This is a genomic window from Hoylesella buccalis ATCC 35310 (genome assembly GCF_000177075.1).
GTDB classification, from domain to species: domain Bacteria; phylum Bacteroidota; class Bacteroidia; order Bacteroidales; family Bacteroidaceae; genus Prevotella; species Prevotella buccalis.
In genome coordinates, this window is the sequence record NZ_ADEG01000087.1 from 23422 (window position 1) to 47845 (window position 24424).

18 protein-coding genes and 1 pseudogene are annotated in these 24424 nt (G+C 47.8%); 14 read left to right on the forward strand and 5 right to left on the reverse strand.

Annotated features, from left to right (window positions below):
- Window positions 1-6: 6 nt before the first annotated feature.
- On the reverse strand, window positions 7-1239 hold the full coding sequence (locus tag HMPREF0650_RS09245; RefSeq protein ID WP_004350266.1) for a spore maturation protein: 1233 nt from the start codon (window positions 1237-1239) through the stop codon (window positions 7-9).
- A 187-nt stretch (window positions 1240-1426) separates the two neighbouring features.
- Here HMPREF0650_RS09245 and HMPREF0650_RS09250 point away from each other — a divergent pair, with 187 nt between their 5' ends.
- The 6 genes and pseudogenes from HMPREF0650_RS09250 to HMPREF0650_RS12835 all read left to right on the forward strand — a co-directional run bounded on the left by HMPREF0650_RS09250 (window position 1427) and on the right by HMPREF0650_RS12835 (window position 7120).
- The gene (locus HMPREF0650_RS09250) at window positions 1427-1987 is read left to right on the forward strand and encodes an NUDIX domain-containing protein (protein ID WP_040563073.1); all 561 of its coding nucleotides are present in this window, start codon (window positions 1427-1429) and stop codon (window positions 1985-1987) included.
- Between the two features lie 26 nt (window positions 1988-2013).
- On the forward strand, window positions 2014-2466 hold the full coding sequence (locus HMPREF0650_RS09255; RefSeq protein ID WP_004350268.1) for a DIP1984 family protein: 453 nt from the start codon (window positions 2014-2016) through the stop codon (window positions 2464-2466).
- 929 nt (window positions 2467-3395) lie between these two features.
- A complete protein-coding gene (locus tag HMPREF0650_RS09260; RefSeq protein ID WP_004350270.1) occupies window positions 3396-3911 on the forward strand; it encodes a HutD/Ves family protein in 516 nt (171 codons plus the stop codon).
- A 352-nt stretch (window positions 3912-4263) separates the two neighbouring features.
- On the forward strand, window positions 4264-6084 hold the full coding sequence (argS, locus tag HMPREF0650_RS09265; RefSeq protein ID WP_004350271.1) for an arginine--tRNA ligase: 1821 nt from the start codon (window positions 4264-4266) through the stop codon (window positions 6082-6084).
- Between the two features lie 313 nt (window positions 6085-6397).
- Window positions 6398-6610: pseudogene (locus HMPREF0650_RS13665) on the forward strand (endonuclease domain-containing protein); the annotation flags it as partial.
- Window positions 6611-6628: 18 nt separating this feature from the next.
- Window positions 6629-7120 carry an RNase H family protein gene (locus tag HMPREF0650_RS12835; protein WP_040563075.1) on the forward strand — a complete coding sequence of 164 codons (492 nt, stop codon included), beginning with the start codon at window positions 6629-6631 and terminating at the stop codon, window positions 7118-7120.
- A gap of 197 nt (window positions 7121-7317) precedes the next feature.
- Here the strand turns inward: HMPREF0650_RS12835 and HMPREF0650_RS09275 are convergent, their stop codons facing one another.
- Together HMPREF0650_RS09275 and HMPREF0650_RS13590 are read right to left on the reverse strand one after the other, a co-directional pair.
- Window positions 7318-9066, reverse strand: coding sequence for a hypothetical protein (locus HMPREF0650_RS09275; RefSeq protein ID WP_245543491.1), 1749 nt, complete (start codon window positions 9064-9066; stop codon window positions 7318-7320).
- Window positions 9067-9104: 38 nt separating this feature from the next.
- A complete protein-coding gene (locus HMPREF0650_RS13590; protein ID WP_227962137.1) occupies window positions 9105-9401 on the reverse strand; it encodes a hypothetical protein in 297 nt (98 codons plus the stop codon).
- Between the two features lie 296 nt (window positions 9402-9697).
- On the opposite strand from HMPREF0650_RS13590, the gene HMPREF0650_RS09285 reads away from it, so the two are divergent.
- The 4 genes from HMPREF0650_RS09285 to HMPREF0650_RS09300 all read left to right on the forward strand — a co-directional run bounded on the left by HMPREF0650_RS09285 (window position 9698) and on the right by HMPREF0650_RS09300 (window position 15806).
- A complete protein-coding gene (locus tag HMPREF0650_RS09285) occupies window positions 9698-10561 on the forward strand; it encodes a helix-turn-helix domain-containing protein (protein ID WP_004350276.1) in 864 nt (287 codons plus the stop codon).
- A 373-nt stretch (window positions 10562-10934) separates the two neighbouring features.
- Complete coding sequence (locus HMPREF0650_RS09290; protein ID WP_004350277.1) at window positions 10935-12101, forward strand: acylneuraminate cytidylyltransferase; 1167 nt, start codon at window positions 10935-10937, stop codon at window positions 12099-12101.
- A 151-nt stretch (window positions 12102-12252) separates the two neighbouring features.
- The gene (locus tag HMPREF0650_RS09295; protein ID WP_004350278.1) at window positions 12253-13914 is read left to right on the forward strand and encodes a putative transporter; all 1662 of its coding nucleotides are present in this window, start codon (window positions 12253-12255) and stop codon (window positions 13912-13914) included.
- A gap of 8 nt (window positions 13915-13922) precedes the next feature.
- Entirely contained in the window at window positions 13923-15806 is a 1884-nt protein-coding gene (locus HMPREF0650_RS09300; protein ID WP_050774863.1) for an LTA synthase family protein, read from the forward strand.
- An 84-nt stretch (window positions 15807-15890) separates the two neighbouring features.
- Here the strand turns inward: HMPREF0650_RS09300 and HMPREF0650_RS09305 are convergent, their stop codons facing one another.
- Window positions 15891-17561 (reverse strand): pseudouridine synthase, encoded by a 1671-nt coding sequence (locus HMPREF0650_RS09305; protein ID WP_050774864.1) that lies wholly within the window; start codon window positions 17559-17561, stop codon window positions 15891-15893.
- 123 nt (window positions 17562-17684) lie between these two features.
- Entirely contained in the window at window positions 17685-18149 is a 465-nt protein-coding gene (locus tag HMPREF0650_RS09310; RefSeq protein ID WP_004350282.1) for a MaoC family dehydratase, read from the reverse strand.
- Window positions 18150-18447: 298 nt separating this feature from the next.
- Here HMPREF0650_RS09310 and HMPREF0650_RS09315 point away from each other — a divergent pair, with 298 nt between their 5' ends.
- From HMPREF0650_RS09315 to HMPREF0650_RS09330, 4 genes are all read left to right on the forward strand, one after another.
- On the forward strand, window positions 18448-20280 hold the full coding sequence (locus tag HMPREF0650_RS09315; RefSeq protein WP_004350283.1) for an ABC transporter ATP-binding protein: 1833 nt from the start codon (window positions 18448-18450) through the stop codon (window positions 20278-20280).
- A gap of 7 nt (window positions 20281-20287) precedes the next feature.
- On the forward strand, window positions 20288-22261 hold the full coding sequence (locus tag HMPREF0650_RS09320; RefSeq protein ID WP_004350284.1) for an LTA synthase family protein: 1974 nt from the start codon (window positions 20288-20290) through the stop codon (window positions 22259-22261).
- 1021 nt (window positions 22262-23282) lie between these two features.
- Window positions 23283-23954, forward strand: a complete 672-nt coding sequence (queC, locus tag HMPREF0650_RS09325) for a 7-cyano-7-deazaguanine synthase QueC (protein WP_245543492.1) — start codon at window positions 23283-23285, stop codon at window positions 23952-23954.
- Between the two features lie 90 nt (window positions 23955-24044).
- Entirely contained in the window at window positions 24045-24413 is a 369-nt protein-coding gene (locus HMPREF0650_RS09330; protein ID WP_050774866.1) for a 6-pyruvoyl trahydropterin synthase family protein, read from the forward strand.
- The last annotated feature ends 11 nt before the right edge of the window (window positions 24414-24424 follow it).

The following is a 24424-nucleotide window of genomic DNA, read 5'->3' on the forward strand; positions in this document are numbered from 1 at the left end:
AGGCTTCTATCCAAAAAACATGTATGCGATGGCTATTGCCGCCACAACACCCGCCAAATCGGCCAGCAATCCGCACGCCACGGCATGACGTGTGTAGCGAATGTTGACACTGCCGAAGTAGACGGCCAATATATAAAAGGTGGTGTCAGTAGAGCCTTGGAAGATGCAACTCAAGCGACCAACGAACGAATCGGCACCATACGTGGTCATCGCATCAACCATCATGCCGCGCGCACCACTGCCCGAGAGCGGTTTCATGAGGGCGGTTGGCAAGGCACCCACAAACTGATTGTCGCCTCCTACCGCCGATACGCACCATCCAATGCCGTCGACCAACATATCCATAGCACCCGATGCGCGGAACACACCGATGCCCACGAGGATGGCTACTAAATAAGGTATGATGCGCACTGCCGTGGTAAACCCGTCTTTCGCCCCTTCGATGAAGGCGTCGTAGACATTCACTTTCTTGCGCAAACCAGCGAAGATGAACAATACGATGATGGTCATGAGCAGAATGTTGGCCACACTGGTACTCACCACGTTCATCGTGTCCTTGCTCATCTGCCCGAATCCCCAGATGATGAGCGACACGATGGCCGCCATTCCGCCAAGGGTGAGCACCATGACCTTGTTGAGCAGGTTGATCTTCTGATAGATAGATGTGATGATAAGACCGGCAATGGTAGAGAAAAAAGTAGCCAGCAGAATGGGGATGAAGATGTCGGTGGGCTGCGCAGCTCCCAGCTGTGAGCGATACACCATGATGCTCACGGGTATCAAGGTCAGTCCCGAGGTGTTAAGAACCAGGAACATAATCATCGGATTGGTGGCCGTGTCTTTCCTCGGGTTCAGCTCCTGTAGCTGTTCCATCGCCTTCAGTCCCAGCGGCGTGGCGGCATTGTCAAGCCCCAACATGTTGGCCGCCATGTTCATAAAGATAGAACCTGTGACGGGATGTCCCTCCGGTATGTCGGGAAACACCTTAGAGAATACGGGTGAAAGCATACGAGCCAAGACGTTGATGACGCCTCCCCGCTCGCCTATCTTCATGATACCGAGCCACAAAGAAAGCACGCCCGTAAGTCCCAACGAAATCTCGAAAGCTGTCTTGGACGAGTCAAACGTAGAATTCATCATGGCCGGAAACACCTCCATGTCACCCATGAAAACCATTCTAGCCAAAGCGATGACAAAGGCAAGGATGAAAAATGAAACCCAAATATAGTTCAATACCATTTGGTGCAAAATTATATAAAAATGGCGGTTCACCCAAGTAAACGGATATTTTTTACCAGCAATGTACGATGTACGGGGGTAAATCAAGGTCCTTTCTCAATTTTCATCAAAACAGACCTCTAATTCAAATATTTTGTCTAAATTTGTATTTGGATAGTGTCCAACAAGATAAGAATGACTAACTATGATGCATTTTTTGGAAAAATTCAAGTTCTGCCCAGTGTGTGGGAGCCAACACTTCGTGGAAAATAACGAGAAGAGCAAACGATGTGAGAACTGTGACTTTGTGTATTTCATGAATCCAAGTGCCGCCAACGTGGCCTTCATCCTCAACGAACGTGGCGAATTGTTGGTTGAGAAGCGGCGCAACGAACCCGGCAAAGGAACGCTGGATCTTCCCGGTGGATTCACCGATGCAAACGAAACGGGCGAAGAAGGCATCATCAGGGAGGTGAAAGAGGAAACGAATTTGCAGGTAGACCGCGCGGAATATATGTTCAGTCTGCCCAACAAATACCGCTACAGCGGACTGGATATCCCTACACTCGACATGTTTTTCCGTTGCGAAGTGAGCGATACATCCTGTCTGAAAGCTGGTGACGACGCCGATGCAGCCTTGTGGTTGCCGCTAAATGAGATTCGCACCGAGCAGTTCGGACTGCGTTCTATCCGCCAAGGTTTGCGCATTTTCCTCGAAAGAGCCAGCGAAATGGGTTGGACAAACGTAGGCAAGAAACCAAACAAATGAATAAAAATCAATAAAAACATATCATCATGAAACTGGCAGAAGCATTAAGTTTGAGAAAAGATTTGCAGAAAAAGATTGATCAATTGAGCAGTCGACTGAAGCAAAACGTGAAAATCCAAGAGGGCGACGAGCCTGCCGAACAGCCGGAAGAGCTGCTCAAAGTGCTGGACGAATGCTTGAAACAGCTCGAGGAACTGATTCTGAAAATCAACATCACCAACCTGAAGACAGAGCGCAATGGACGCACCCTGACCGCCATGATGGCCGAACGCGACATGCTGACCAAGCGCATTGGCATTCTCAGAGAGGCTTTTAACGCTGCAACTCAGACTCAAGATCGCTATTCGCGTACCGAGATTAAATACGTTTCTACAATCGACATCAAGGCGCTGAACAAGCAGATTGACCACTTTTCGCAGGAGTTGCGCAAGCTGGACATGCAAATTCAGGCCACCAATTTTGAGGTAGACTTGGTATAAGGTCGCATCAACGACAAACGCAACTCGCGGGTTGCGCAATGACATTTTATGGACGTAGTCTCGCAATACAGGGCGAGTTGAAAAAGAAAAGTATGATCACTTGCGCTGTTCGGAACCAACAGCATGATTCTATTTAGAATCAAGTCACGGTGCAGGTTCAGCACATCAGCATACGAATGCACGGCGTAAAGAGCACGTAGCACGACCGTCAACTGACTGTATTCTTTGAGATGAGGGTGGGATGTGGGATTTTTTACATGTGTAGGGCTACCGACGCTCTACTTTGTTAACAAACCTTTCGTTTGTTAAATTAATTCGTTTTCTTTAACAAAATAAAATTGAGAAATAGACAAAATGAGGAGATTTTTAAGGTATTCAAAGCCTTAAACTCAGCCTCTTGTACCCTATTCACATGCAGCAAATGGGCAATATGCATGCTTTTGCCCTCCAAACTGTATGCTTTAACCACTCAATCTGCATGCTTTAACCGCCCAATTTGCATCATATTGAAGGGCTTTTTGCCCCAAACACGTTGCTTTTTAATTACCACATAGGAGCAAAAAGCATATAAGTCGTTACTAATCAACTCAATAACAAAATCCTTTCATAATGGGCTTATTGACGCCTTACGAACAAGTTGGCTGTAAAAACGCCCAGCATTTGTGTTAAAAACACGTTACAAGAGCAGATATTTCACGGAAGAATGTTGGGTTTGATTTAAAAACAAAAAGCACCTATGCACCGAACTTTCATGGCGCATCGAGGAACTCATCGTCAACGAGCAGTCCTTCGTCATCGTATAAAATTCATTGAAAAGCGTGCGAACCTATTCATTTTATTTGTATCTTCGCCACATCGTTCATTGAGAAGGTGGCTTTCACTTCAACATTGGGACAAAGCTATTCTTCTATCATCAAAACCAACAAAAGATGTTCAAAATTATCCAACAGTCAGATTATAAGGTAAACCAATGGAGCGGTGGCATCACAAGAGAGCTGTTCATCCTCCCTCACGACAGTAGTCTTGCAGAGAGAAACTTCGACCTGCGGATATCGTCAGCGGTGATTCACCTCACGGAAAGTACTTTTTCTGACTTTTCAAATTATCAACGCTTTTTGTTACCAGTTGAGGGAAACATCACCTTATATATAGATGGGCATGCGCACCAACTGAGTAATGACCTCCCTTTCGTGTTCGAAGGGAGCAAAAATGTTCGTTCGGTAAACAGCAGTGGGGCTATTGATTTCAATGTCATTTGCCGTAAAGACTACAAAACAAAGGTTACTGTCGTTCACAAAGGAGAAAGCGACGAGACCGCCACCACCTTCATTTTTGCACTCGAGGACATCGATATCAATGGCAGGAAGGTGGAGAAATACAATTCTATTCTCACAACCGAGCCATACAAGTTCACAGGAAAAGCAGTGGTCGTAGAAATTCCTTGAGCTGTAGTTACGGCTGATACAAGAAAAAAATAATCTTATTGCATGAAGCAGAATGTTCTCCCAAAGGGAGGGATTGTTTCGATGATGATTATATGTTTCTTCGCCATGCCAAACGTTGGGTAGAAGAATGCAGGGCGTATAGCGCATGGTGTACGACCATCTACTGACTGTATTTTAAGAGATGAGGGTGGAAGCTGGGATAAAAAACAGCGGTTATCCAGTGGTTTTGAATTAAATGTTGTACCTTTGCAGCACATAAATCTTCTATTGATAAAGCATCAAAAACGTTGATAGGTATGCTTTTTAAGCATGAAGATTGTTTCAGTGTCAGTAAATTTTATTTTTTATTAGCATGAAAATTGAGAACCAAATAGCCAGTTCTGTCATTGCTTCAGTGAAAGAACTCTACAGACAAGATGTACCCATGTCGATGGTACAACTACAAAAAACAAAGAGTAACTTTGAAGGAAACCTCACCTTAGTGGTATTTCCTTTCCTGAAAATATCACGCCAGAAACCCGAAGACACGGCGCAAGCCATCGGCGAGTTGCTGGTGCGAGACTGTTCGGCCGTAGCTGGTTTCAACGTCGTGAAGGGCTTCTTGAACCTCAACATCGCCAAAGAGGCATGGGTGGGATTGCTCAATGACATGCATGCGGATGAAAAATTCGGAGAAAAACCCGTCACAGACCAATCGCCCTTGGTGATGATAGAATATTCATCGCCCAACACCAACAAGCCACTTCACTTGGGTCATGTGCGCAACAACTTGTTGGGATGGTCGTTGGCGCAAATCATGCAAGCCAATGGCAACAAGGTGGTGAAGACCAATATCGTGAACGACCGAGGCATTCATATTTGCAAATCGATGCTCGCTTGGCTGAAATGGGGAAACGGGGAGACACCCGAATCGAGCGGAAAGAAAGGCGATCACCTCATCGGCGATTACTATGTGGCGTTTGACAAGCACTACAGGGCCGAGGTGGCAGAGCTGAAAAACAAGTTCATGACAGACGAGGGACTGGACGAAGAGGCCGCCGAAAACAAGGCGAAAGAAGAGGCTCCGCTGATGAAAGAGGCGCGCCAAATGCTCGTGAAGTGGGAGCAGGGCGATGAAGAGGTGCGCGCTTTGTGGCAAAAAATGAACAACTGGGTTTACGCCGGCTTTGATGAAACGTACAAGACGTTGGGCGTTAGCTTTGACAAGATATATTATGAATCAGATACTTACCTCGAGGGAAAGGCTAAGGTAGAAGAAGGACTGGAGAAAGGTCTTTTCTTCCGAAAGGATGACAACAGCGTATGGGCAGACTTGACACAAGAGGGTTTGGACCAAAAGCTGTTGCTTCGTTCTGACGGCACCAGCGTGTACATGACGCAAGACATCGGAACGGCAGACATGCGGTTTAAGGATTTTCCCATCGACAAAATGATATATGTGGTCGGCAACGAGCAGAATTATCATTTTCAGGTACTTTCCATCTTGCTCGACCGCTTGGGATTCAAGTGGGGTAAGGAGTTGGTACACTTCTCATACGGCATGGTTGAATTGCCAAACGGTAAGATGAAGAGCCGCGAAGGCACGGTGGTGGATGCCGATGAGTTGATAGCAACCATGATAGACGATGCCCGCAAGACCAGTGACGAGCTGGGTAAGTTCAAGGATATGAGCGAGGAAGAGAAGCGTGAGATTGCCCGCGTGGTTGGATTGGGCGCACTGAAATACTTCATCTTGAAGGTAGATGCCCGCAAAAACATGTTGTTCAACCCCGAAGAGTCTATCGACTTTAATGGCAACACGGGTCCGTTCATCCAATATACTTACGCCCGCATCCGCTCCATCATGCGCAAAGCGGCGGCAGAGGGCATGGCATTGCCCGCACAACTGCCCACCGATGCGCCACTGAACGACAAGGAAATTGCATTGATACAGAAGATGAACGACTTCGGTGCGGTGATAGAACAGGCTGCAACGGATTACAGTCCGAGCGGCATTGCCAACTATTGCTACGAGTTGACCAAAGACTTCAACCAGTTCTACCACGACTACAGCATACTGAACGCCGACACGCAAGAGGAGAAACTCACCCGGTTGGTGCTGGCCAACAACGTGGCAAAGATTATCAAGAACGGCATGCTACTGCTTGGTATAGAGGTTCCTGAGAGGATGTAGGGAAGCCCCTCCCCGCCCTCCCCAGTAGGGGAGGGAGAAGGAAGTTACCTTGTTTGCCCATCTACTTGACGGATGTTAATCGATCAACTCTCGTTTGCTGATGCCGATAATCCACCTTATTATATATAGAGGGAAATACATTATCGGCTTGAATGCAATTTGACCGCATGATATGAAACGGAAACACGAAACGGCAGATTGTGCGAATTATGAGTTATTGAAGGCATTTGCAAAGAGAAGTAGAAGGCATTCAACACAGGCAGAAAGCATGTTGTGGGAGGCATTACGTGGAAACCAATGAGGATGTAAGTTCAGACGACAGCATATCATCGGCAACTATATTGCTGATTTTGCTTGCATTCGTTTCAAATTGGTGGTTGAAATAGATGGTGCTTATCATCTACAAGGTAGTCAACCGCTCATGGATGCCGAACGTACAGCTGATTTAAAAAGTCGTGGTTTTACCGTTTTACGTTTCACAAACGAACAGGTGCTTCACCGTCTTTCATCCGTCATCTCTCAAATACTCAAATCATTAGACCACATGGATCAAGCAGAACAGATAAAAAACAATTCGCAAGAGACCAACTTAGTTACGCCGTTAGCATCTTCCCCCCTATCGGGGGGACAGAGGGGGGCTTCGGCATGGGCGGTAGATGCGGCATGTTCAGGCAACCCAGGACCCATGGAATATCGGGGAATCGACTTGGCGACAGGATCGGAAATCTTTCACTTCGGGCCCGTACATGGCACCAATAACGTAGGTGAGTTCTTGGCTATCGTGCATGCGTTGGCCTTGTTGTGGAAACAGGGCGATACGCAAAAAACCATTTATTCGGATAGCTACAACGCCATTTTGTGGGTGAAGAAGAAACAATGTAAAACAAAGTTGAAGCGCACACCACAAACAGAGCAACTCTATCAGATTATCTCGCGCGCCGAACAATGGCTGAAAACGCACGCTTACCGCAACCCTGTCGTTAAATGGGAAACAGCCGAATGGGGTGAAATTCCCGCTGATTTCGGCAGAAAGTAAATCCATTTACACCCTGCTTTTTATCCCTTGCACCCATGAGGTTGTGCATTTTCCACGTCTACATGCGGCACATGATATAAAAAACCGTTGGCGAAAAGAATGATGGCATCATCCTTTTCGCCAACGGTTTTACATAAGTGGGGTGTCTTTATCACCCCACTTGTTTAATATTCCTTCATTGAAATCATCAATGACAATTAGTACATATTATTTCTGAACATGAAAATATCACCGTATTTTCCCCAGAAACCTAATGATGTAATCTTGTTCTCGTTTTCAAATCTCCAGGAACATGTGCTAAAGTTCTCCATCGGTCCCCAGTACGAACCAGGATAATATACTCGCCTTTCTGGCTTATAGAGATGAGTAGCTTCGCCACCAAGGCCTTGCTCGCCCATATAGATATAACAATAAGGTACACGATAGTAGGTGCGGTTCAAGAACTGGAAGTTGTAGATTCTGCCACAAGCATCGCGTCCAAAGTTATCTACAATGTCGTTTGGCTTTGACAAAGAGATATCTGTACCGTTAAAAGTCAAGAAATAAGCGTTGCAGAAATGGCAGTTCGACTCTCGTCCCCAGCGGTCACGATTACCCTCTGGAACAAACTGTTGCAGCAGGTTTTCATCTTCTCCAAGGAGTGCTATTTGATAAATTTCGTCGTCGCAGTAATCGAAAGTACCTTCGGCAACTCTTCTGTTAAAGCCGGTTATCAGCAGCGAGGCACCACTGGGAAGTACTTTCTTTTGGCGATCATTGTACAAGAACTGTGCGTTGTTTTCCTCCAGGTTACCCAAGTCAATCACGCCAGAAGGCGTTTCAGCACTACCAAATACAGAGCGAACAAGATAATAACCCTCTAAGCTGATGTCGTGATCACTGATATTAGTAATCTGAAGAACGTTGCGGTTGCAGCATCTATTCTTTCGTGTTGACCAGAATTGTGTAATCACCAAGCCTTTGTCACAAACGGGTGCATCCTCAGTAATATTCACATTATAAGTCTTGTTATTCTTTAATTGTTCGTTTTTGTCAAAGACTTTTTTAGAATATTGAAGCATTTTGCTTGAGTAGGTAGCCTTTGTTTGAAGACTCAATGTAGTAGGCTGTTGTGATTCTTTGTTAAGAATGGGCATGAACCACACAATCAATGGCTTGCTCTCTTGCTTAGCCTTCACCTCAAAGTTTTTCACATCATACCTGATGTTCTTCTGCGTCGTAACTTCTGGCTGCCAAATAAACTCACCATTCTTAGAGGAGAACAGGTCGAGTGTGCCATTGGTGGCCACCACATCAGAGTTTACCACCATGAAATCGGGATTGATATCCTTCTGCACATTCAAAGTCACAGCAAACCAACTACCGAGAGCTTTGAAGTGAAGATAAATATCACCACTAGGTTTAATAAGCTTTAGTGGAGCACAGAAAGGCAAGTTGAATTGCTGTGATGCAGCATCTACAGTGTGAGAGACCTCAATCCTTAACTTGCCGTCAGCCGTCATACCACTTGCCCATGCGCCGTTGTTCACGCCAGGTTGTTTACCCATGACAGCTCCCATATAGAGGTTTCCCTTCCTTCGGTCGAAGTCAGCAGGTATTTTTGTGTCAAATCTTAATCTATTTCCCTCTACTACATATACCTCATCTTCGACAATTTTCTGTCTATTATCTTGTTTGTAGTATACGAATACAGGTATTCTATCCCCCTTTTTCAAACGATAGCTCAGCTTTTTGTTGCTATTGTATATTACTCTTGTTCGCGTCGTTGGAGTGGCGTTTAACACACCGTTCATTTCATCGAGATCCAATGATGCTGTCCCAGATATGACACTCGAAGCCTGGTCGGCTGCAGCTTTTTGCACGTCGTTCAGCACATCGTTCTCCGAACAACCAGTCAAGAAGCCCAGCAAACTAATGGCTATGAACGTAAAAATGTTCTTTTTCATTTCGGTTTTCATATTTAATCGTTTTAAATAGTTTGTTATTAGTTATTTCCATCTGTTTCATCACCCCACATGGATTCATCTGTGAAATCGTCTAAGTCAAAGTCATGAGTTTTAGCATTGCTTCCTTCATCAATGCCACCTCCTATATTAGATCCTGCCAGTATCTCGCTTTCTAATCTTGTTTTAATTACATCCACCTTTGGACTTATATACTTCTTTTTCATATACTTGCACCTCTTTTCAATTTGATTCGTTGCTTTTTTATATTTGTGTTTACGTACTTTGTATCTGTTATTTTCTTCGGTAAAGATATTCTGTCTTTCTTCTGTTTGCAAAATTAGACATCTTTAGGATTGCACCACCTAACAAATTGATTCAAAAAATTATCCTTTTGTTTCAATCTTCACAATTCTTCCATTCTGATAATTTCAGTATAGCATGCCTACCGAATGGTCTTTTAATAAATAATATATAATAGGTGAAAAGGATAGGATTTAAGAACAATTAAGTGGGTGAAACGAGTTGTTTATTTTAAAATTATCATTCAATTTGCAACTTTCCTTCATATTTTTGTTTAGTTTTGTAAAAATTTCATATATTTACAGCATCTATCAATGAATGGAATCAGCTTATGAAAGTATATTATCTGAACAAGCACCTCATGTGCGAGCATTACCAAGGCAACTCCCCCGTAGGCTTCAGGGTTGTAAGGGAAAAGAAAGGCGCAGTGAGACACACGGCTCCTTCGCGTACGGCCATGCTCTTTCTGTTGGAGGGAACCTTGCGTGTGGAAGGTAAACGGTTTCCTGATTTCACCGTTCATGGCAGCCAGATGTTTCCCATGCCAGCCGGTGTAGACAACTCCATTCGCTTTATGGAGGACAGTTTGGTATTGGTGCTTTATTTTATAGACAGCAAATTCAAGTTTTGCCACAATATCATCACGGATGAGATGATCGAGAATGCGCCCAAGCGTGCCGACTGGTTGTTTGCCTTGGACATGATTAAACCAGTGGTAGTGCTGGCTCGGCAGACGGCCGACTATGTCATGGACGGACTGCTCTGTTGTGACATACAGCTGAGCAAGCAGCGCGAGTTCACGGCCGTCATGCAGGCCTATTATTCCAAGGACGACCTGGCGCCGTTTCTAGCTCCGCTCTATGGGGTGGATTTGTCGTTCCAGGACACCATTATTGCGATGTCGCACACCTATCCTTCTATTGACGAAATGGCAGAAAAAGTGTGCATGAGTCGCCCCACATTCATACGCCACTTCAAGCAATGCTTTGGCGAAACGCCCAAGGCTTGGGTCAGCAAGGTGAAAGGCGAGGCGCTGTTCAAGGCGCTGCTCAACACCAGCGACACCTTGGAGCAGATAGCCAACCAGTTTAAGTTCTCCTCAGTACAGCGTCTTTCCACATTCTGTAAGGAAACACTTGGCGGCACACCGAGTGAAATAAGAAACGGCGTAGTAAAGCCCGAGCAGGCCCTATGATGCCGGTCTGCGAAACATATCGTAACATGCTGTCGCCGAACGTCTTACAAAGTCAATGAGTTTGGCGTCTAAAGTCAATGCTATTGAAATGCACACATCATCCTCTTTGTTCAAACAGGTTGATTCTTGCCCGTTCATCCCCCATTGTAGTCGCACGCAATAAAAAAACATGTCGTTTCATTCCGTCAATGAGTGATTATTTTATATATTTGCAGACAAAGCCTTGTAGCATGAAGGCTTACAAGCAGAAATCTGCACGTTGCGGCCTCAGATGATGAAGATTCCGTTGGCCGAAGAGCTCAACAGGGAACTGTGTGGATTGTTCTGGATATCAAAACGTGCAGTGCGACAACTTTAAAAGAATCAAGTTAAGATGGTCATAGCATTCATTCCTGTGCTGGGTGGCAGCAAGTCAATCCCCCAGAAGAACATCAAACCTTTTTGCGGAAAGCCCCTTGTGTGTTGGAGCATCGAGGCTTTGGAGGCCTGCCGCGAGGTGGACAAGGTGATTGTGGCCACCGATTCGGACGAGATAGAAGGGGTAGTGGCTTCCCGTCCATACCAGAAGACGGAGATTTATCGCCACTCTGCCGAGAATGCCAGCGACACCGCCTCTGCCGAGAGCGTGATGCTGGCGTACATCCATGCTGCCAATCCGGCACCCGACACATGCTTCATGCTGGTGCAAGCCACGTCGCCCATGACGCAAACGAAACATTTCAGTGAAGCCTTGGCGCTGTACAACACCGCCCGATACGACTCCATCCTCTCCTGTGTGCGCAATTACAGGTTCTTTTGGAACGCCGATGGCACCAGCATGAACTACGACTACACACACCGCCCGCCCCGAAATAATTTCGAAGGAACGCTCATGGAGAACGGCGCGCTCTATATAAATAAGGTAGAAAACATCTTATCATCGGGCAACAGGCTAAGTGGTCGCATTGGTATCTATGAGATGCCGGCTTATACAGCCATGGAGATTGAAGAGGCAGACGATTGGACGCTAATGGAACATCTTATGCGAAAAAATGTGCTGAACAAGGCGATGGACAGCCCAAAGAAATCCGTAAAGCTCTTCTTGTGCGACGTTGACGGCACGCTGACCGATGGCGGCATGTATTATGCGGAAAGCGGTGACGAGCTGAAGAAGTTCAACACACGCGACGGAATGGGGCTACAACTCTTGCAGGCGCAAGGTGTCAAGGTGGGCATCATCACCTCTGAAAACACCAAGCTGGTAGAGAACAGGGCTAAAAAGCTGAAGGTAGATTTTCTCGTTCAGGGCAAGCGACATGGTGGGAAACTTGAGGCGGCTCAGGAAATTTGCGACCAGATGGGCATCACGTTGTGCGACGTGGCTTACATCGGTGATGACGTCAACTGCCAACAACTGCTGAGTGCCGTTGGTATTTGCGCCTGTCCAGCCGATGCGATGCGCCCTATTCAGGAAATTCCGGGCATCATCATCATGCAGAAGGCCGGCGGCGAGGGATGCGTGCGTGAGTTTATTGACCAATATTTGCTGGGCAGTCGGTAAAATAAAGCCTTGCAAACCCTCACCAGTCAACAATTGGCACCAATTGTTTTGCTGGTTCTTTTATTTACAGTACCTTTGCCCATCAATAGCAAACCAGTTGATAAGTAGATACATAACACTTGTGTTTGATGTATCATAAAAGTTGATAACGTTGGATTGGATTAACGCTCTTTTTACAATTCCGTCCCCAGTACAGGCAGTGGTGGTCATCTCTCTGATCATCGCTGTTGGCACGGCATTGAGCAAGATCAAGTTCATGGGAGTTTCTCTTGGTGTGTCGTTTGTTTTCTTCATCGGCATCATCGCCGGAAACATGGGGCTTTCCGTTGATTCAGCGGCTCTCAACTATGCCGAAACCTTTGGTTTGGTCTTGTTCGTATACACGCTTGGATTGTACGTGGGTCCCAACTTTTTCGGTGCTTTCCGCCACGAGGGGACCAGCTTTAACCTATGGGGACTGGCCGTCGTCGTCTTGGGAACGGTGCTGGCGGTGGCACTGTGTCCGCTGACAGGCATCTCCCTTCCCACGATGGTAGGCTTGTTGTGCGGTGCCACCACCAACACACCGGCACTCGGTGCGGCCCAACAAGCATTGGAACACATGAGCCTTCCAACCGGCGGTGTGGCCCTGGCTACTGCCGTAACCTATCCGCTGGGTGTCGTAGGCGTTATCCTGGGCATACTCATCATGCGCAAGTTATTTGTCAAGCCGGCAGATTTGGTGCCAAAATCTCCTGTGGACGAAGACCACACGTTCGTGTGCCAGTTCCTCATTGTCAATCCAGCCATTGAAGGACGAACCATCGGTGAGCTGGCCATGAGTACGCCTTTGAGGTTCATTATCTCACGCGTTTGGCGACAGGACGAAGTGTTGGTGCCAGGTGCCTCAACGCAACTGCACACGGGCGACAACCTCATGGTGGTGACTAACCCTGATGATGTGTCGGGCTTGGAGATTCTTTTCGGCCAAAGAGTAGAACGCGATTGGAACAAAGGGGAGATAGACTGGAATCAAATCGACCGGAACGTGGAGTCGCGCGTCATCGTATTAACCCGTACGGCCCTCAATGGTAAGCTACTGGGAAGAATCCACTTGCGCGAAAGTTTCGACGTCAATGTCAGTCGTGTCACGCGTGGTGATGTCAAACTGCTGGCCACCAAAGACCTCAGGTTGCAGTATGGTGACCGTCTGACGGTTGTTGGTGAGCCGAAAAAATTAGAGAGTGCCGAGCATTTCTTGGGCAATTCGGTGAAGACACTCAACGAACCAAACGTGGGAAGCATCTTCTTTGGCATGATCTTAGGACTGGCCTTGGGCGCCATCCCCATCAGTTTCCCCGGGATGGACTCACCCATTCGACTGGGAATTGCCGGCGGTCCCATCATCATGGGCATCCTCGTAGGGGCGTTGGGGCCACACATGCACTTCATTTCGTACACCACTCGCTCGGCCTCCCTCATGCTTCGCCGGTTGGGATTGGCGATGTATCTGGCCTGTCTGGGGCTTGATGCGGGCAAAGATTTCTTCAGTACGGTGTTCCGTCCTGAAGGGTTGCTGTGGGTAGGCATCGGTGCGCTGCTCACCATCGTACCCGTTTTAATCGTGGGTTGCATTGCCTTGCGAACCAAGAAACTTGACTACGGAACCATTTGCGGCATCCTTTGCGGAGCCATGGCCAACCCAATGGCACTGTCGTATGCCAACGACACCATCGAAGGGGATACACCCAGCATCAGCTATGCCACGGTTTACCCAATCGGAATGTTTATTCGGGTTATCATAGCCCAAGTATTAATCATGTTCTTTGTGTGACAAAAATAATGAAAACTCGTTTTAAGTATTTCTTTCTTACCTACGTTTTCTTTGTCCTAATCTTTATCATTCAGAAACCTCTGTTCATGCTTTACCACCTGTCTTTGTTCAAAGAGGCAACGTGGAAAGATTGGTTTTTGGTGCCTTACCATGGCCTACCGTTGGATTTTTCGTTGGCCGGGTACCTCACCATCATCCCCGGATTGTTGTTGATTTGCACCATCTGGTCGCGCAAACGTTTGTGGAGACGACTGGCAAAGGCCTATTTTGCCGTCATTGCCATCGTCCTGTCGGCCGTCTTTGTCATCGACCTGGGCCTCTATCGGCATTGGGGATTCCGATTAGACGCCACGCCCTTGTTCTATTTCTGCTCCTCTCCGGGGGATGCATTGGCCAGTGCCAGCGCATGGGAACTTATCGGTGGCATCGTGACTTTGCTGCTGATGACCGTCCTCCTCTATGCCCTGTTTTATTTGTTGCTGAGAGATGACGTGCTCGAAAAGAAGCTCTTGCCCCTCAACCGACCATTCTTCACCTTCCTTTTCGTGCTGCTTTGGGCGGCCTTGTTCATCCCTATCCGTGGCGGATTCAAGGCATCGACCATGAATATCGGCAAAGTATATTTCAGTGAGAACATGCGTTTGAACCACGCCGCGACCAATCCATTGTTCAGTCTGCTGGTTTCATTGATCAAACAAGAAAACTTTAAGCAGCAATATCGCTTCATGAAGGATGACGAAGCCAACAAGTTGGTTGCACAGATGTACGACCAGGATGTTGTACATCGGTCATATCAGGCACCCCAACAATGGATATTGACCACCGCTCGGCCTAACATTCTGTTCGTGGTGATGGAGAGTTTCTCCTCCAAACTCATGGCGTCACTGGGCGGAGAGCGCAATGTGGCGGTCAATCTGGACCGACTTTCGGCCGAAGGATTGCTGTTCCGCCACTTCTATGCCACGAGTTTTCGAACCGACAGAGGACTTGTTTCAATCCTCAGCGGATTCCCCTCGCTGCCCACCAACAGCATCATGAAGATGCCAAAAGTGTCTCAAAGTTTGCCTTCCATTGCCGCAAGTTTACGCAAGGTGGGCTATACGGCCGATTATTATTATGGTGGCGATGCCGATTTTACCAACATGCGGTCGTATTTGAAGGGAACTGGATTTGAGACGATTGTGTGTGATGAAGACTTTCCTGTGTCAGATAGGCTCAGCAAATGGGGAGTACCCGACCACCTGTTGTTCGAGAAGGTGCTCTCGAACTTGCGGCAAAACAAGCATCAAAAGCCGTGGTTCAAGGTGGTACAGACATTGAGCAGCCACGAACCCTTCGATGTTCCTTACCACCGTTTGAATGACAAAATACTCAATGCGTTTGCTTATACCGACAGCTGCGTGGGTCACTTCGTGGACGAATTGAAGAAACTGCCGCTGTGGAAGAACACGCTTGTAGTACTGGTTCCCGACCATTTGGGCTGCTACCCCCAGGACATTGACAACCTATCCGTAGAGCGTTATCAAATTCCGCTCATCTTCTTGGGAGGTGCACTCAAAGGGCCTGGCACGGTAGACATCCATGGTTCGCAGACTGACATTGCCGCCACGCTGTTAGGGCAGATGGGAATTGCGCATCACGAGTTTACTTATAGCAAGGATATGTTCAATCCGTCATCCCCTCATTTTGCGTTCTTCACGTTCCCAGATGCCTTTGGTTTAGTGGATGAGGACAATCAGGTGGTCTTCAATAACGAGTCGAAGAAGGTTGTTTTGGACCGGGGTAAGCGGCCTGGAAAGAATCTCAAGCGAGGGAAAGCCTACCTGCAAAAGATCTATGACACCATCGATCGGTTGTCTACAGAGCCAGTGAAAGAGGGTAACAGGCATTGAGTTCGTAGGCAATAGCCTTTCACGTCACCTGCGACATGGGCTGTTTTAGTTGGCAAAAACAAATGGTTTGCTGTCTGAAGCAGCCTATTTTACGTTATTAAAGCAGTCGGGTATGGGGGCTTTCAGCGTCATGTGCTTGCCAGAGGTGGGATGAATAAAGGTGATGGAAGCAGCATGTAGGTAAAGTCTGTCAGCCTGATGGCCGTAAAGTTCATCGCCCAGGATGGGACAATTCAGCCCCTCTTGATGGGCACAGTGCATGCGCAACTGATGCGTACGGCCTGTCATGGGCGAGAGAGCGAGCATCGTTTTCCCCTGATGTACTGACAAAACACGGTAGAAAGTGATGGCCGATTTGCCATGAACGCGGTCTACCATTTGTCTTGGACGGTCGAGTAAGTCGGGCCGAAGTGGCAGGTTAATAGAACCATCTGTCTGTGTTACCTTGCCATCCAGTACGGCGATGTATTCCTTTTGGATGGTGTGAGCCTTGAATTGGGCTTGCAAATGGTGGTAAACCTTCATGTTCTTGGCCACGATGAGCAGTCCAGACGTAGCCATGTCCAAACGATGTACGGCATGCAACGGCATGTCTTGAGGCATCATTTCCTGCAAGATGGTCAGGACAGAGGGGCGACTTGATCGTCCTGGAACGGAGAGTAATCCGGCTGGTTTGTTCACAACAACCAGGTCATCATCCTCATATACCATTTGAAGCTGCATGGGTTCGGCATCATCTGGATATTCATCGTCCACCTCAAGACCTTGCAACATGAAGCGAAGGATGGGCAGGCATTTGCCTCGACAGGCTGGATAACATTCGCCATGGTGCCGTATGGTGGCCTTCGGTGAGGCTCCCCACCAGAACTCTGCCATGGCGATTGGCTTGTAATGGTGCTGATAAGCGTACTGCAACAGTTTGGGAGCGCAGCACTCTCCCGCCCCCGCCGGCGGAACATGTTGTGGCGTTTCAGCGAAAATGTCCAAGAGATTGCGCTGCTCACCCCGTGCGTTGAGCATCACAAAATGAGTAAACAACCACCGTTGCAGTGCGTCTGAACGCTGCTTGCGCTGGTCTTTCAGTCGCCCAATGCGGTCATCATGCTGCGCCAGCCCGGCTCGTTTGTCCGCCAAAACAGTCGCCCATCGGTGCTTGAGGCGGCGCAGTTCGGCCTTCATGAACTGACTTTCCCGAATGAGTTCGGCCTCTTTTTCGGCAGAAAGCGAGGATGTTTTCCGCAGATGGTCACGTTTCTGTTTGGCCTCTTTCATGCGGTTTTGAAACGCAGCAAGTGCTTGTTGCGCCTCTTCTTCCAAGCGTTTGAGTTCTTGTTTCATCGCCAAACAGCCAGCATCCGTTTCCTCTTGCTCTACCAGCGCATTGATATGTGTGATCTGTTCTTCATGTTTTTTGAAATAACCTTGCGGCTGTAGGTAATCGAACACGGCGGGAACGAAGCCCGACCAATCGCTCCTGCTCTCGATTTGTCCTGAATAAGCCGCCAAAAAGCCCAGCTGTTGCTGCTGATTTTCCACGACCAAAACCCCGAACATCTTCCCTTTTGCCACCTCTTCCTGCCACGTTTGCATGCTCTGAATGTATTCCTGGACGTGCTTCATGGCCATCAAAGCCAAAGGATGGGACTGATAACGAAAGGGATTGTTTAGCCTCAATGGTCGCTCCACGTCCGTGTTCAATGGATGAAAACACGAGATCGTGAAGGATGAGGAATGCGACTGGGGAAGATTGGGCATACTACTTCATTTGAAAACATGTGCTAAGGGGCAAGCATGATACACGCCATGCGCCTAATAAAGGGAAGAGAAAAGCAGGCATTCGCCACCCTCTCAACGGCGCACAAGCCTGACCATGGTACGCTATTTGAAATAATACAGGAAGGTAGCAATACCCTCCAAGGCTGGTTTTCGCTGACCTTCAACCTCTATTTTGAAGTCGATTTCGGTCTTGCAGATGCCGCGTAGGTTGCTGATGGCATGCAGCTTGGTCACCATGCGCACCCTACTTCCGGTAACAACCGCCTGTCCAAAGCGCATTTTGTCCATGCCATAGTTAACCAACATCTTGATGTTGTTCACCTCGATGATCTGTGACCAGAGGTAAGGCAACAGTGAAAGCGTCAGATAGCCATGTGCGATGGTGCTCTGATACGGACTCTCTTTCTTGGCACGGTCAGCGTCCACATGAATCCATTGATGATCCAATGTCGCGTCAGCAAATAGATTAATACGATCCTGGTCAATCAGCAACCAGTCGGATGCACCCAATTCTTTGCCCTCAAAGGCTGCAAACTCGTCGTAAGAGTTGACTACTAATTTACTCATACTTGTCTCTTTTGATATTCAATACCTATGGATGCCCTTCATCATACGCCCGCAATCAGGTGTGAAAGGCTTTATATTGTTCGTTCAGATGACAAAGATAAGCAAACCAAACGACATGCACAAACAATGAAAACGATTGCCGGCAACACGCTGTGCGCCATGCTGCTGTGTACCAAAAATATAAGGGCAAAGTTGTCATTTCTAAATAATTGGTTTATCTTTGCAGTGCATAAACTACGTTCCAGCATTCGGAAAGAGAGGTTGCGGCTTTCTGCTTTCCGCATCATTCTGTTATTACATGAAAGAATTCATACAGGTTTTGCGACGCTTTGTAGCACCCTACAAGCGTTATTTAGGGTTTTCTGTACTGTTCAACATCCTGTCTGCGGTATTGAACATTTTCTCTTTCGCAGCCCTCATCCCCATTCTCAACATCCTTTTCAACATTGGACAGGAGCGCGTAACCACGCTGATGCCATGGCCCTCGTCGATGAATGAACTGCCCGACGTACTGAGCAACAATGCCAATTACTATGTACAGACGATGATTGACCATTACGGAGCCACCACCACCCTGCTGTTCATCGGCTTGTTTTTGGCCTTCATGACGTTTCTCAAGACAGGTTCTTACTTTCTTGCCTCTGCCAGTGTGATGCCCATCCGCACGGGTGTGGTGCGCGACATACGCAACCAACTGTACCAAAAGATAACGAGTCTGTCACTTGGCTTCTTCTCTGAAGAGCGCAAAGGCGACATCATCGCCCGCATGAGTGGTGACGTTCAAGAGATTGAAAACTCCATCATGGCCTCGCTGGACATGCTGTTCAAGAATCCCATCCTCGTCATTGCCTACTTCACCACACTGCTCATCATCTCGTGGGAGCTCACCTTGTTCACCATTCTCTTTGTTCCTCTCTTCGGCTGGTTCATGGGGTTGGTGGGCCGAAAGCTGAAACAAAACAGCGTGAAGGCACAAAACTTGTGGAGCGACACCATGAGTCAGGTGGAAGAAACGTTAGGCGGACTGCGCATCATCAAGGCCTTCTCGGCCGAAGAAAAGATGAATGCGCGCTTCGACAAGATTAACTCCAACTACCGAGACAGCATCCTCAAGGTCACCATCCGGCAGCAATTGGCCCATCCCATGAGCGAGTTTCTGGGTACGTTGATGATTGTCATCGTGTTATGGTTTGGTGGTACGCTGGTCTTGAACGAGCAAGTGCTCAGCGGCCCCACGTTCATTTACTACCTCGTGATGCTCTACAGCATCATCAACCCGTTGAAAGAACTGTCAAAGGCGAGCTATGCCATCATGAAAGGACTGGCATCCATCGAGCGGGTAGACAAGATACTGATGGCTGAAGTAGCCATTAAAGAGCCTGAAAAACCGATTCACCTCAACAGCTTTGAACATCAAATCGAATTCCGCCATGTATCGTTCAGGTATGCGGAACAATGGGTGTTGCGCGACATCAATCTGGTGATTCCCAAAGGAAAGACCGTGGCGTTGGTGGGACAGAGCGGCAGTGGCAAGTCAACCTTGGTCGACTTGATTCCACGCTACTATGACGTACAGGAAGGTGAGGTGCTCATCGACGGCATCAACGTGCGTGACTTGGGCGTACGCAGCTTGCGCCATCTCATCGGAAACGTCAACCAAGAAGCCATTTTGTTCAACGACACGTTCTTCAACAACATCACCTTCGGCGTTGACCACGCCACGCAAGAAATGGTAGACCAGGCCGCTCGTATCGCCAACGCTTACGAATTCATTATGGAGTCAGAGGAAGGATTCGACACAAACATCGGAGATCGGGGTAGCAAGTTAAGCGGCGGACAGCGTCAGCGTATCTCCATTGCCCGCGCCATCCTCAAAAATCCGCCCATTCTGATACTCGATGAGGCCACCAGTGCGCTCGACACCGAGAGCGAACGCTTGGTGCAAGATGCGCTGGAGCGGCTCATGGACACCCGCACCACGGTGGCCATCGCTCACCGTCTGTCCACCATCAAGCACGCTGACGAAATCTGTGTGCTGCACGAAGGACGCATCGTGGAGCGAGGTACGCACGAAGAACTGATCGCCAAAGAGGGCTATTACAAAAAACTGCATGACATGCAAGAGGTTTAACACAATGATGAAACAAGTTAAAGCAACATTCCTACACACTTCTTTCGGGCCTTTCGGCGCCATGATTCTCAACCTGTTGATGGCATTCGTGGTATACTTCATTGCCCGCGTGGAATTCCTTTTCGAGAATTACAGCTATTTCTCCGGCAACCTGTCGGCATCCCATCTAACCGAATTGTTCTACGGTGGCTACATCTTCGACCGCTCCGCCATCGCCTACACCAATGCCCTGTACATCCTGCTGATGCTCTTTCCGCTGTGGATCAAGGAGCGCAGAGGCTATCATTTGCTGTGCAAATGGGTGTTTGTGGTCATCAATGCGCTGACGCTGATCATCAACTTGTGCGACTCTGTGTACTTTCCTTACACCCTGCGGCGCACCACGACGAGCGTATTCAGCGAATTTCGCAACGAAAACAACCTCGCCGACGTGTTTTGGGGCGAGTTTGTGGGCCACTGGTATCTCGTGCTGTTGGCCATCGTAGTCATCACCCTGCTGTGGAAACTCTACGTCATGCCCCGCACCGCACACACACATTACGCCACCGCCACACAGCGATGGAAGTTCGGTCTCATCCAGTTTGTGCTGCTGGCCTTGCTCACTCCTCTCATCATTGGTGCCTGCCGGGGCGGCCTGGCCTCGGGCATACGCCCCATCACCGTCAACAACGCCAACCAATACGTACGCCGTCCAACCGAGTGCGCGCTGGTACTCAACACGCCGTTCTCATTGATCAGAACCATCGGGAAGAACGTTTTCGACGTTCCCACCTACTATCCCAACCTCGAGGCTGCCGCCAAAGTGTTCACGCCCATACACCGTCCAAAGCCCACGCATGCGTTCCAAAAGAAGAACGTGGTGGTGCTGATCGTCGAAAGTTTTGGCCGCGAGTATATCGGAGCTTTCAACCAACAGCTCGAAAACGGCCGATACAAGGGCTACACCCCATACGTTGACCAGCTTATCAGCCAAAGTGCCACCTATAAATACTCGTTCTGCAACGGACGAAAGAGCATTGACGGCATGCCATCCGTGCTTTGTGGCATTCCTATGTTTAAAGAACCGTTCGTGCTCACCAACGCCTCGATGAACGATTACACCAGCATGGCCGGCCTGTTGGCGCGCGAGGGCTACCACACGGCGTTCTTCCACGGTGCCAACCGGGGCAGCATGGGATTCCTGGCTTTTGCCAACAAGGTGGGCTTCCAGGCGTACTATGGCCGACAAGACTATGCCGCCGACCACCGATTTGGCGGCGATGCCGACTTTGACGGGCACTGGGGTATCTGGGATGAGCCTTTCCTGCAATACTGGTGTACGAAGATTGGCGAGATGAAAGAACCCTTCATGACGGCCTGTTTCACCGTATCGAGCCACACGCCCTACGTCATTCCGGAAAAATACAAGGACGTGTATCCCGAAGAAGGGCTACCCATCCACAAATGCATACGCTATACCGACATGGCCATCGGCAAGTTTTTCGAAGCGGCCAAGCAGCAACCGTGGTACAAGAACACCCTCTTTGTGCTGACCAGCGACCACACCAACCTGAGCGACCATGCGCAGTATCAGACCGACATCGGCGGTTTTTCGGCACCGCTCATCATCTTTGATCCCAGCGGAGAGGTACCCGTGGGCATGCACGACGGCATCGCACAGCAGATAGACATTCTGCCCACCGTACTGAGTCTGTTGGGCTATGACAAGCCTTTCTTGTCGTTCGGTTGCGACTTGATGACCACTCCCGCCGCAGAAACCTACGCCGTGAACTACCTCAACGGCATATATCAGTATTGTAAGTATGACTATGTGTTGCAGTTCGACGGTCAACAAACGCGTGGCATCTATGCCTTGGACGACCTGCTGATGCGGCACAACCTGAAAGGAAGGGTGAAGGAACAGCGCAAGATGGAGCAAGAACTGAAAGCCATCATCCAACAATATATGTACAGGATGGAGAACGACCAGCTGATGCCCTGACCCCCATAGGCGCACGGCCGGCAGTTTAACGGGGCAGGTCATCGCATCTGCCCGCTTTAACCGTTCGTCACGAGCTTCACAAAACACATGCGCATTTGCTCGAGCGAGCGCATTTGCACGCCAAAATTTGTTTAATTTTTTATCCAAAAAACAGCCTTAAAACAACCCTTCCCTACTTTCATTCTGGAAAAAATCAATAGGCATGGAAGGTGCATACAAGCGGTTGTCGTGGCAAGAAAAATCGATTTTCACCCCCAAAGCCTTGTTTTTACACCATTAACAGCATCATTTTGGCTGGCAATCTGTATGCCCTAATCAGGTAAAAGCATGCATATTTCACCCCAATTGCAATGCTTTTACCCTAAAAACGCATATAAGATGGATACATATTATCACCATGCTGACGTAATGCGTTAATAATCAATCTAATAAGAATACGGCCTATTTTGGGCGAATTTGCACCAACAACCAAAGTTGTTTTGAAATAAGCGAAATATGAAGCGGTGCGTTGTCAAGAAAATTCATTATCATGAGCTGTCTTCACCTACATAATGCAGTGGCTGTTTTTGCTCAAGGGGCCACAGGAATACATGACCCTGAAAAAGAGGACCACTGCTGTTTTTCATGTTCTTTCCTTACCGTTTGACGGGATGGTTTCTGACATTTTGCTTGCTGTACTCAGATTCATTTCGTATTTTTGCAAAAGCATTTGATAAAGCCACTATAACAATTTCACTATAGTTCGTAAAAATATGAGCGAATGCTTATGCGGCTATCCGCGGACAGCCAAGGAGTTCTTTGATAACATGACTAAGTAACTTTTGGTTTGGTGTGTGCGCATAAGATGCGGAATGAACTGAAATTCATGAATCAACCATCTTATTTTTAACTGACTAAATGAGAATTAGCGGAGTTATTGATAAAGAAAAAACGTAGGTATTGGTTGTACACCACCCCTTGGTGAACAACTTAGTAGATTATCTGTCTTCGTAGGCAGAAAGACATCATGGGGATAACAAGAATGGAAAGGAATAAAATGGAAAAAGACAGTTTGATTATTGTGAGTGGTGGCATGGATTCCATCACCATGCTTTACGAGTACCAGCAGCGTATAGCAATAGGCGTTTCATTCGATTATGGCAGCAATCATAACCAAAAAGAAATACCCTTGGCAAAGATGCATTGTGACCGATTAGGCATACGGCACATCGTCATTCCCTTGTCGTTTATGCACGATTATTTCAAAAGCAGTCTGCTGGAAGGTGATGACGCCATTCCCGAAGGACATTACGAGGAAGAGAACATGAAGTCGACAGTAGTCCCTTTTCGCAATGGAATCATGCTGGCTGTGGGTTGCGGATTAGCTGTAAGCAACCATTTGAAATATGTGATGATTGCAAACCATGGCGGCGATCACACCATATACCCCGATTGCCGACCAGAGTTTATTGATAGTTTTTCGCAAGCCATGGCTGCTGGCACCTTTGAGGGTATCACCATTTTAGCACCTTATACGCAGATTAGCAAAGGCGAGATAGCCTTGCGAGGTAAAAAACTGGGTATCAATTATGCCGAAACTTGGTCGTGTTATAAGGGAGGAGATAAGCAGTGTGGCAAATGTGGGACATGCGTTGAGCGCAAAGAAGCATTGGCATTTGCAGGTATCAATGACGACACGCCATACGAAGACTAAAAAGGCATTGATAACAAATAGAAATTAAAAGAGGTGAAGAAAGAACCCATGCGGTTCTTTCAACGCCTACTGGTAACATCAAGAAATATGATTTATTGCGTATCCAAACGTATGGAAATTAGTGCCGCTCACCGGCTTTCGCTCTCTTACGAAAGCAAGTGCCAGTGTTTGCATGGACACAACTGGATAATTACCGTGTATCTATTTAAGAAAGACAAATTGAACGCCGATGGGATGGTGTTCGATTTTACGCACATCAAAAAGGCTATTCACGATCAATTAGACCATGCTTACATCAACGACGTCATTCCCTATAATCCTACAGCGGAGAATATTGCGCGATGGGTCGTTAATCAATTCGACGAGTGTTATAAGGCAGAGGTGCAAGAAAGCGAAGGAAACGTGGCCCAGGCGATAGACGAAACAAAGATAGTGGGTATAGAAAACCTCGTCATGTAAATATAGCCGGA

What these genes read in the sequence shown, in the direction of transcription:
- HMPREF0650_RS09255 (WP_004350268.1), top strand. Translation starts at nt 2,014, where the DNA reads ATGAAACTGGCAGAAGCATTAAGTTTGAGAAAAGATTTGCAGAAAAAG.
- HMPREF0650_RS09310 (WP_004350282.1), bottom strand. Translation starts at nt 18,149, where the DNA reads ATGAGTAAATTAGTAGTCAACTCTTACGACGAGTTTGCAGCCTTTGAG.
- HMPREF0650_RS09285 (WP_004350276.1), top strand. Translation starts at nt 9,698, where the DNA reads ATGAAAGTATATTATCTGAACAAGCACCTCATGTGCGAGCATTACCAA.
- HMPREF0650_RS09260 (WP_004350270.1), top strand. Translation starts at nt 3,396, where the DNA reads ATGTTCAAAATTATCCAACAGTCAGATTATAAGGTAAACCAATGGAGC.
- argS (WP_004350271.1), top strand. Translation starts at nt 4,264, where the DNA reads ATGAAAATTGAGAACCAAATAGCCAGTTCTGTCATTGCTTCAGTGAAA.
- HMPREF0650_RS09300 (WP_050774863.1), top strand. Translation starts at nt 13,923, where the DNA reads ATGAAAACTCGTTTTAAGTATTTCTTTCTTACCTACGTTTTCTTTGTC.
- HMPREF0650_RS09290 (WP_004350277.1), top strand. Translation starts at nt 10,935, where the DNA reads ATGGTCATAGCATTCATTCCTGTGCTGGGTGGCAGCAAGTCAATCCCC.
- HMPREF0650_RS09245 (WP_004350266.1), bottom strand. Translation starts at nt 1,239, where the DNA reads ATGGTATTGAACTATATTTGGGTTTCATTTTTCATCCTTGCCTTTGTC.
- HMPREF0650_RS09250 (WP_040563073.1), top strand. Translation starts at nt 1,427, where the DNA reads ATGCATTTTTTGGAAAAATTCAAGTTCTGCCCAGTGTGTGGGAGCCAA.
- HMPREF0650_RS09305 (WP_050774864.1), bottom strand. Translation starts at nt 17,561, where the DNA reads ATGCCCAATCTTCCCCAGTCGCATTCCTCATCCTTCACGATCTCGTGT.
- HMPREF0650_RS12835 (WP_040563075.1), top strand. Translation starts at nt 6,629, where the DNA reads ATGGATCAAGCAGAACAGATAAAAAACAATTCGCAAGAGACCAACTTA.
- HMPREF0650_RS09315 (WP_004350283.1), top strand. Translation starts at nt 18,448, where the DNA reads ATGAAAGAATTCATACAGGTTTTGCGACGCTTTGTAGCACCCTACAAG.
- queC (WP_245543492.1), top strand. Translation starts at nt 23,283, where the DNA reads ATGGAAAGGAATAAAATGGAAAAAGACAGTTTGATTATTGTGAGTGGT.
- HMPREF0650_RS09320 (WP_004350284.1), top strand. Translation starts at nt 20,288, where the DNA reads ATGAAACAAGTTAAAGCAACATTCCTACACACTTCTTTCGGGCCTTTC.
- HMPREF0650_RS09275 (WP_245543491.1), bottom strand. Translation starts at nt 9,066, where the DNA reads ATGAAAAAGAACATTTTTACGTTCATAGCCATTAGTTTGCTGGGCTTC.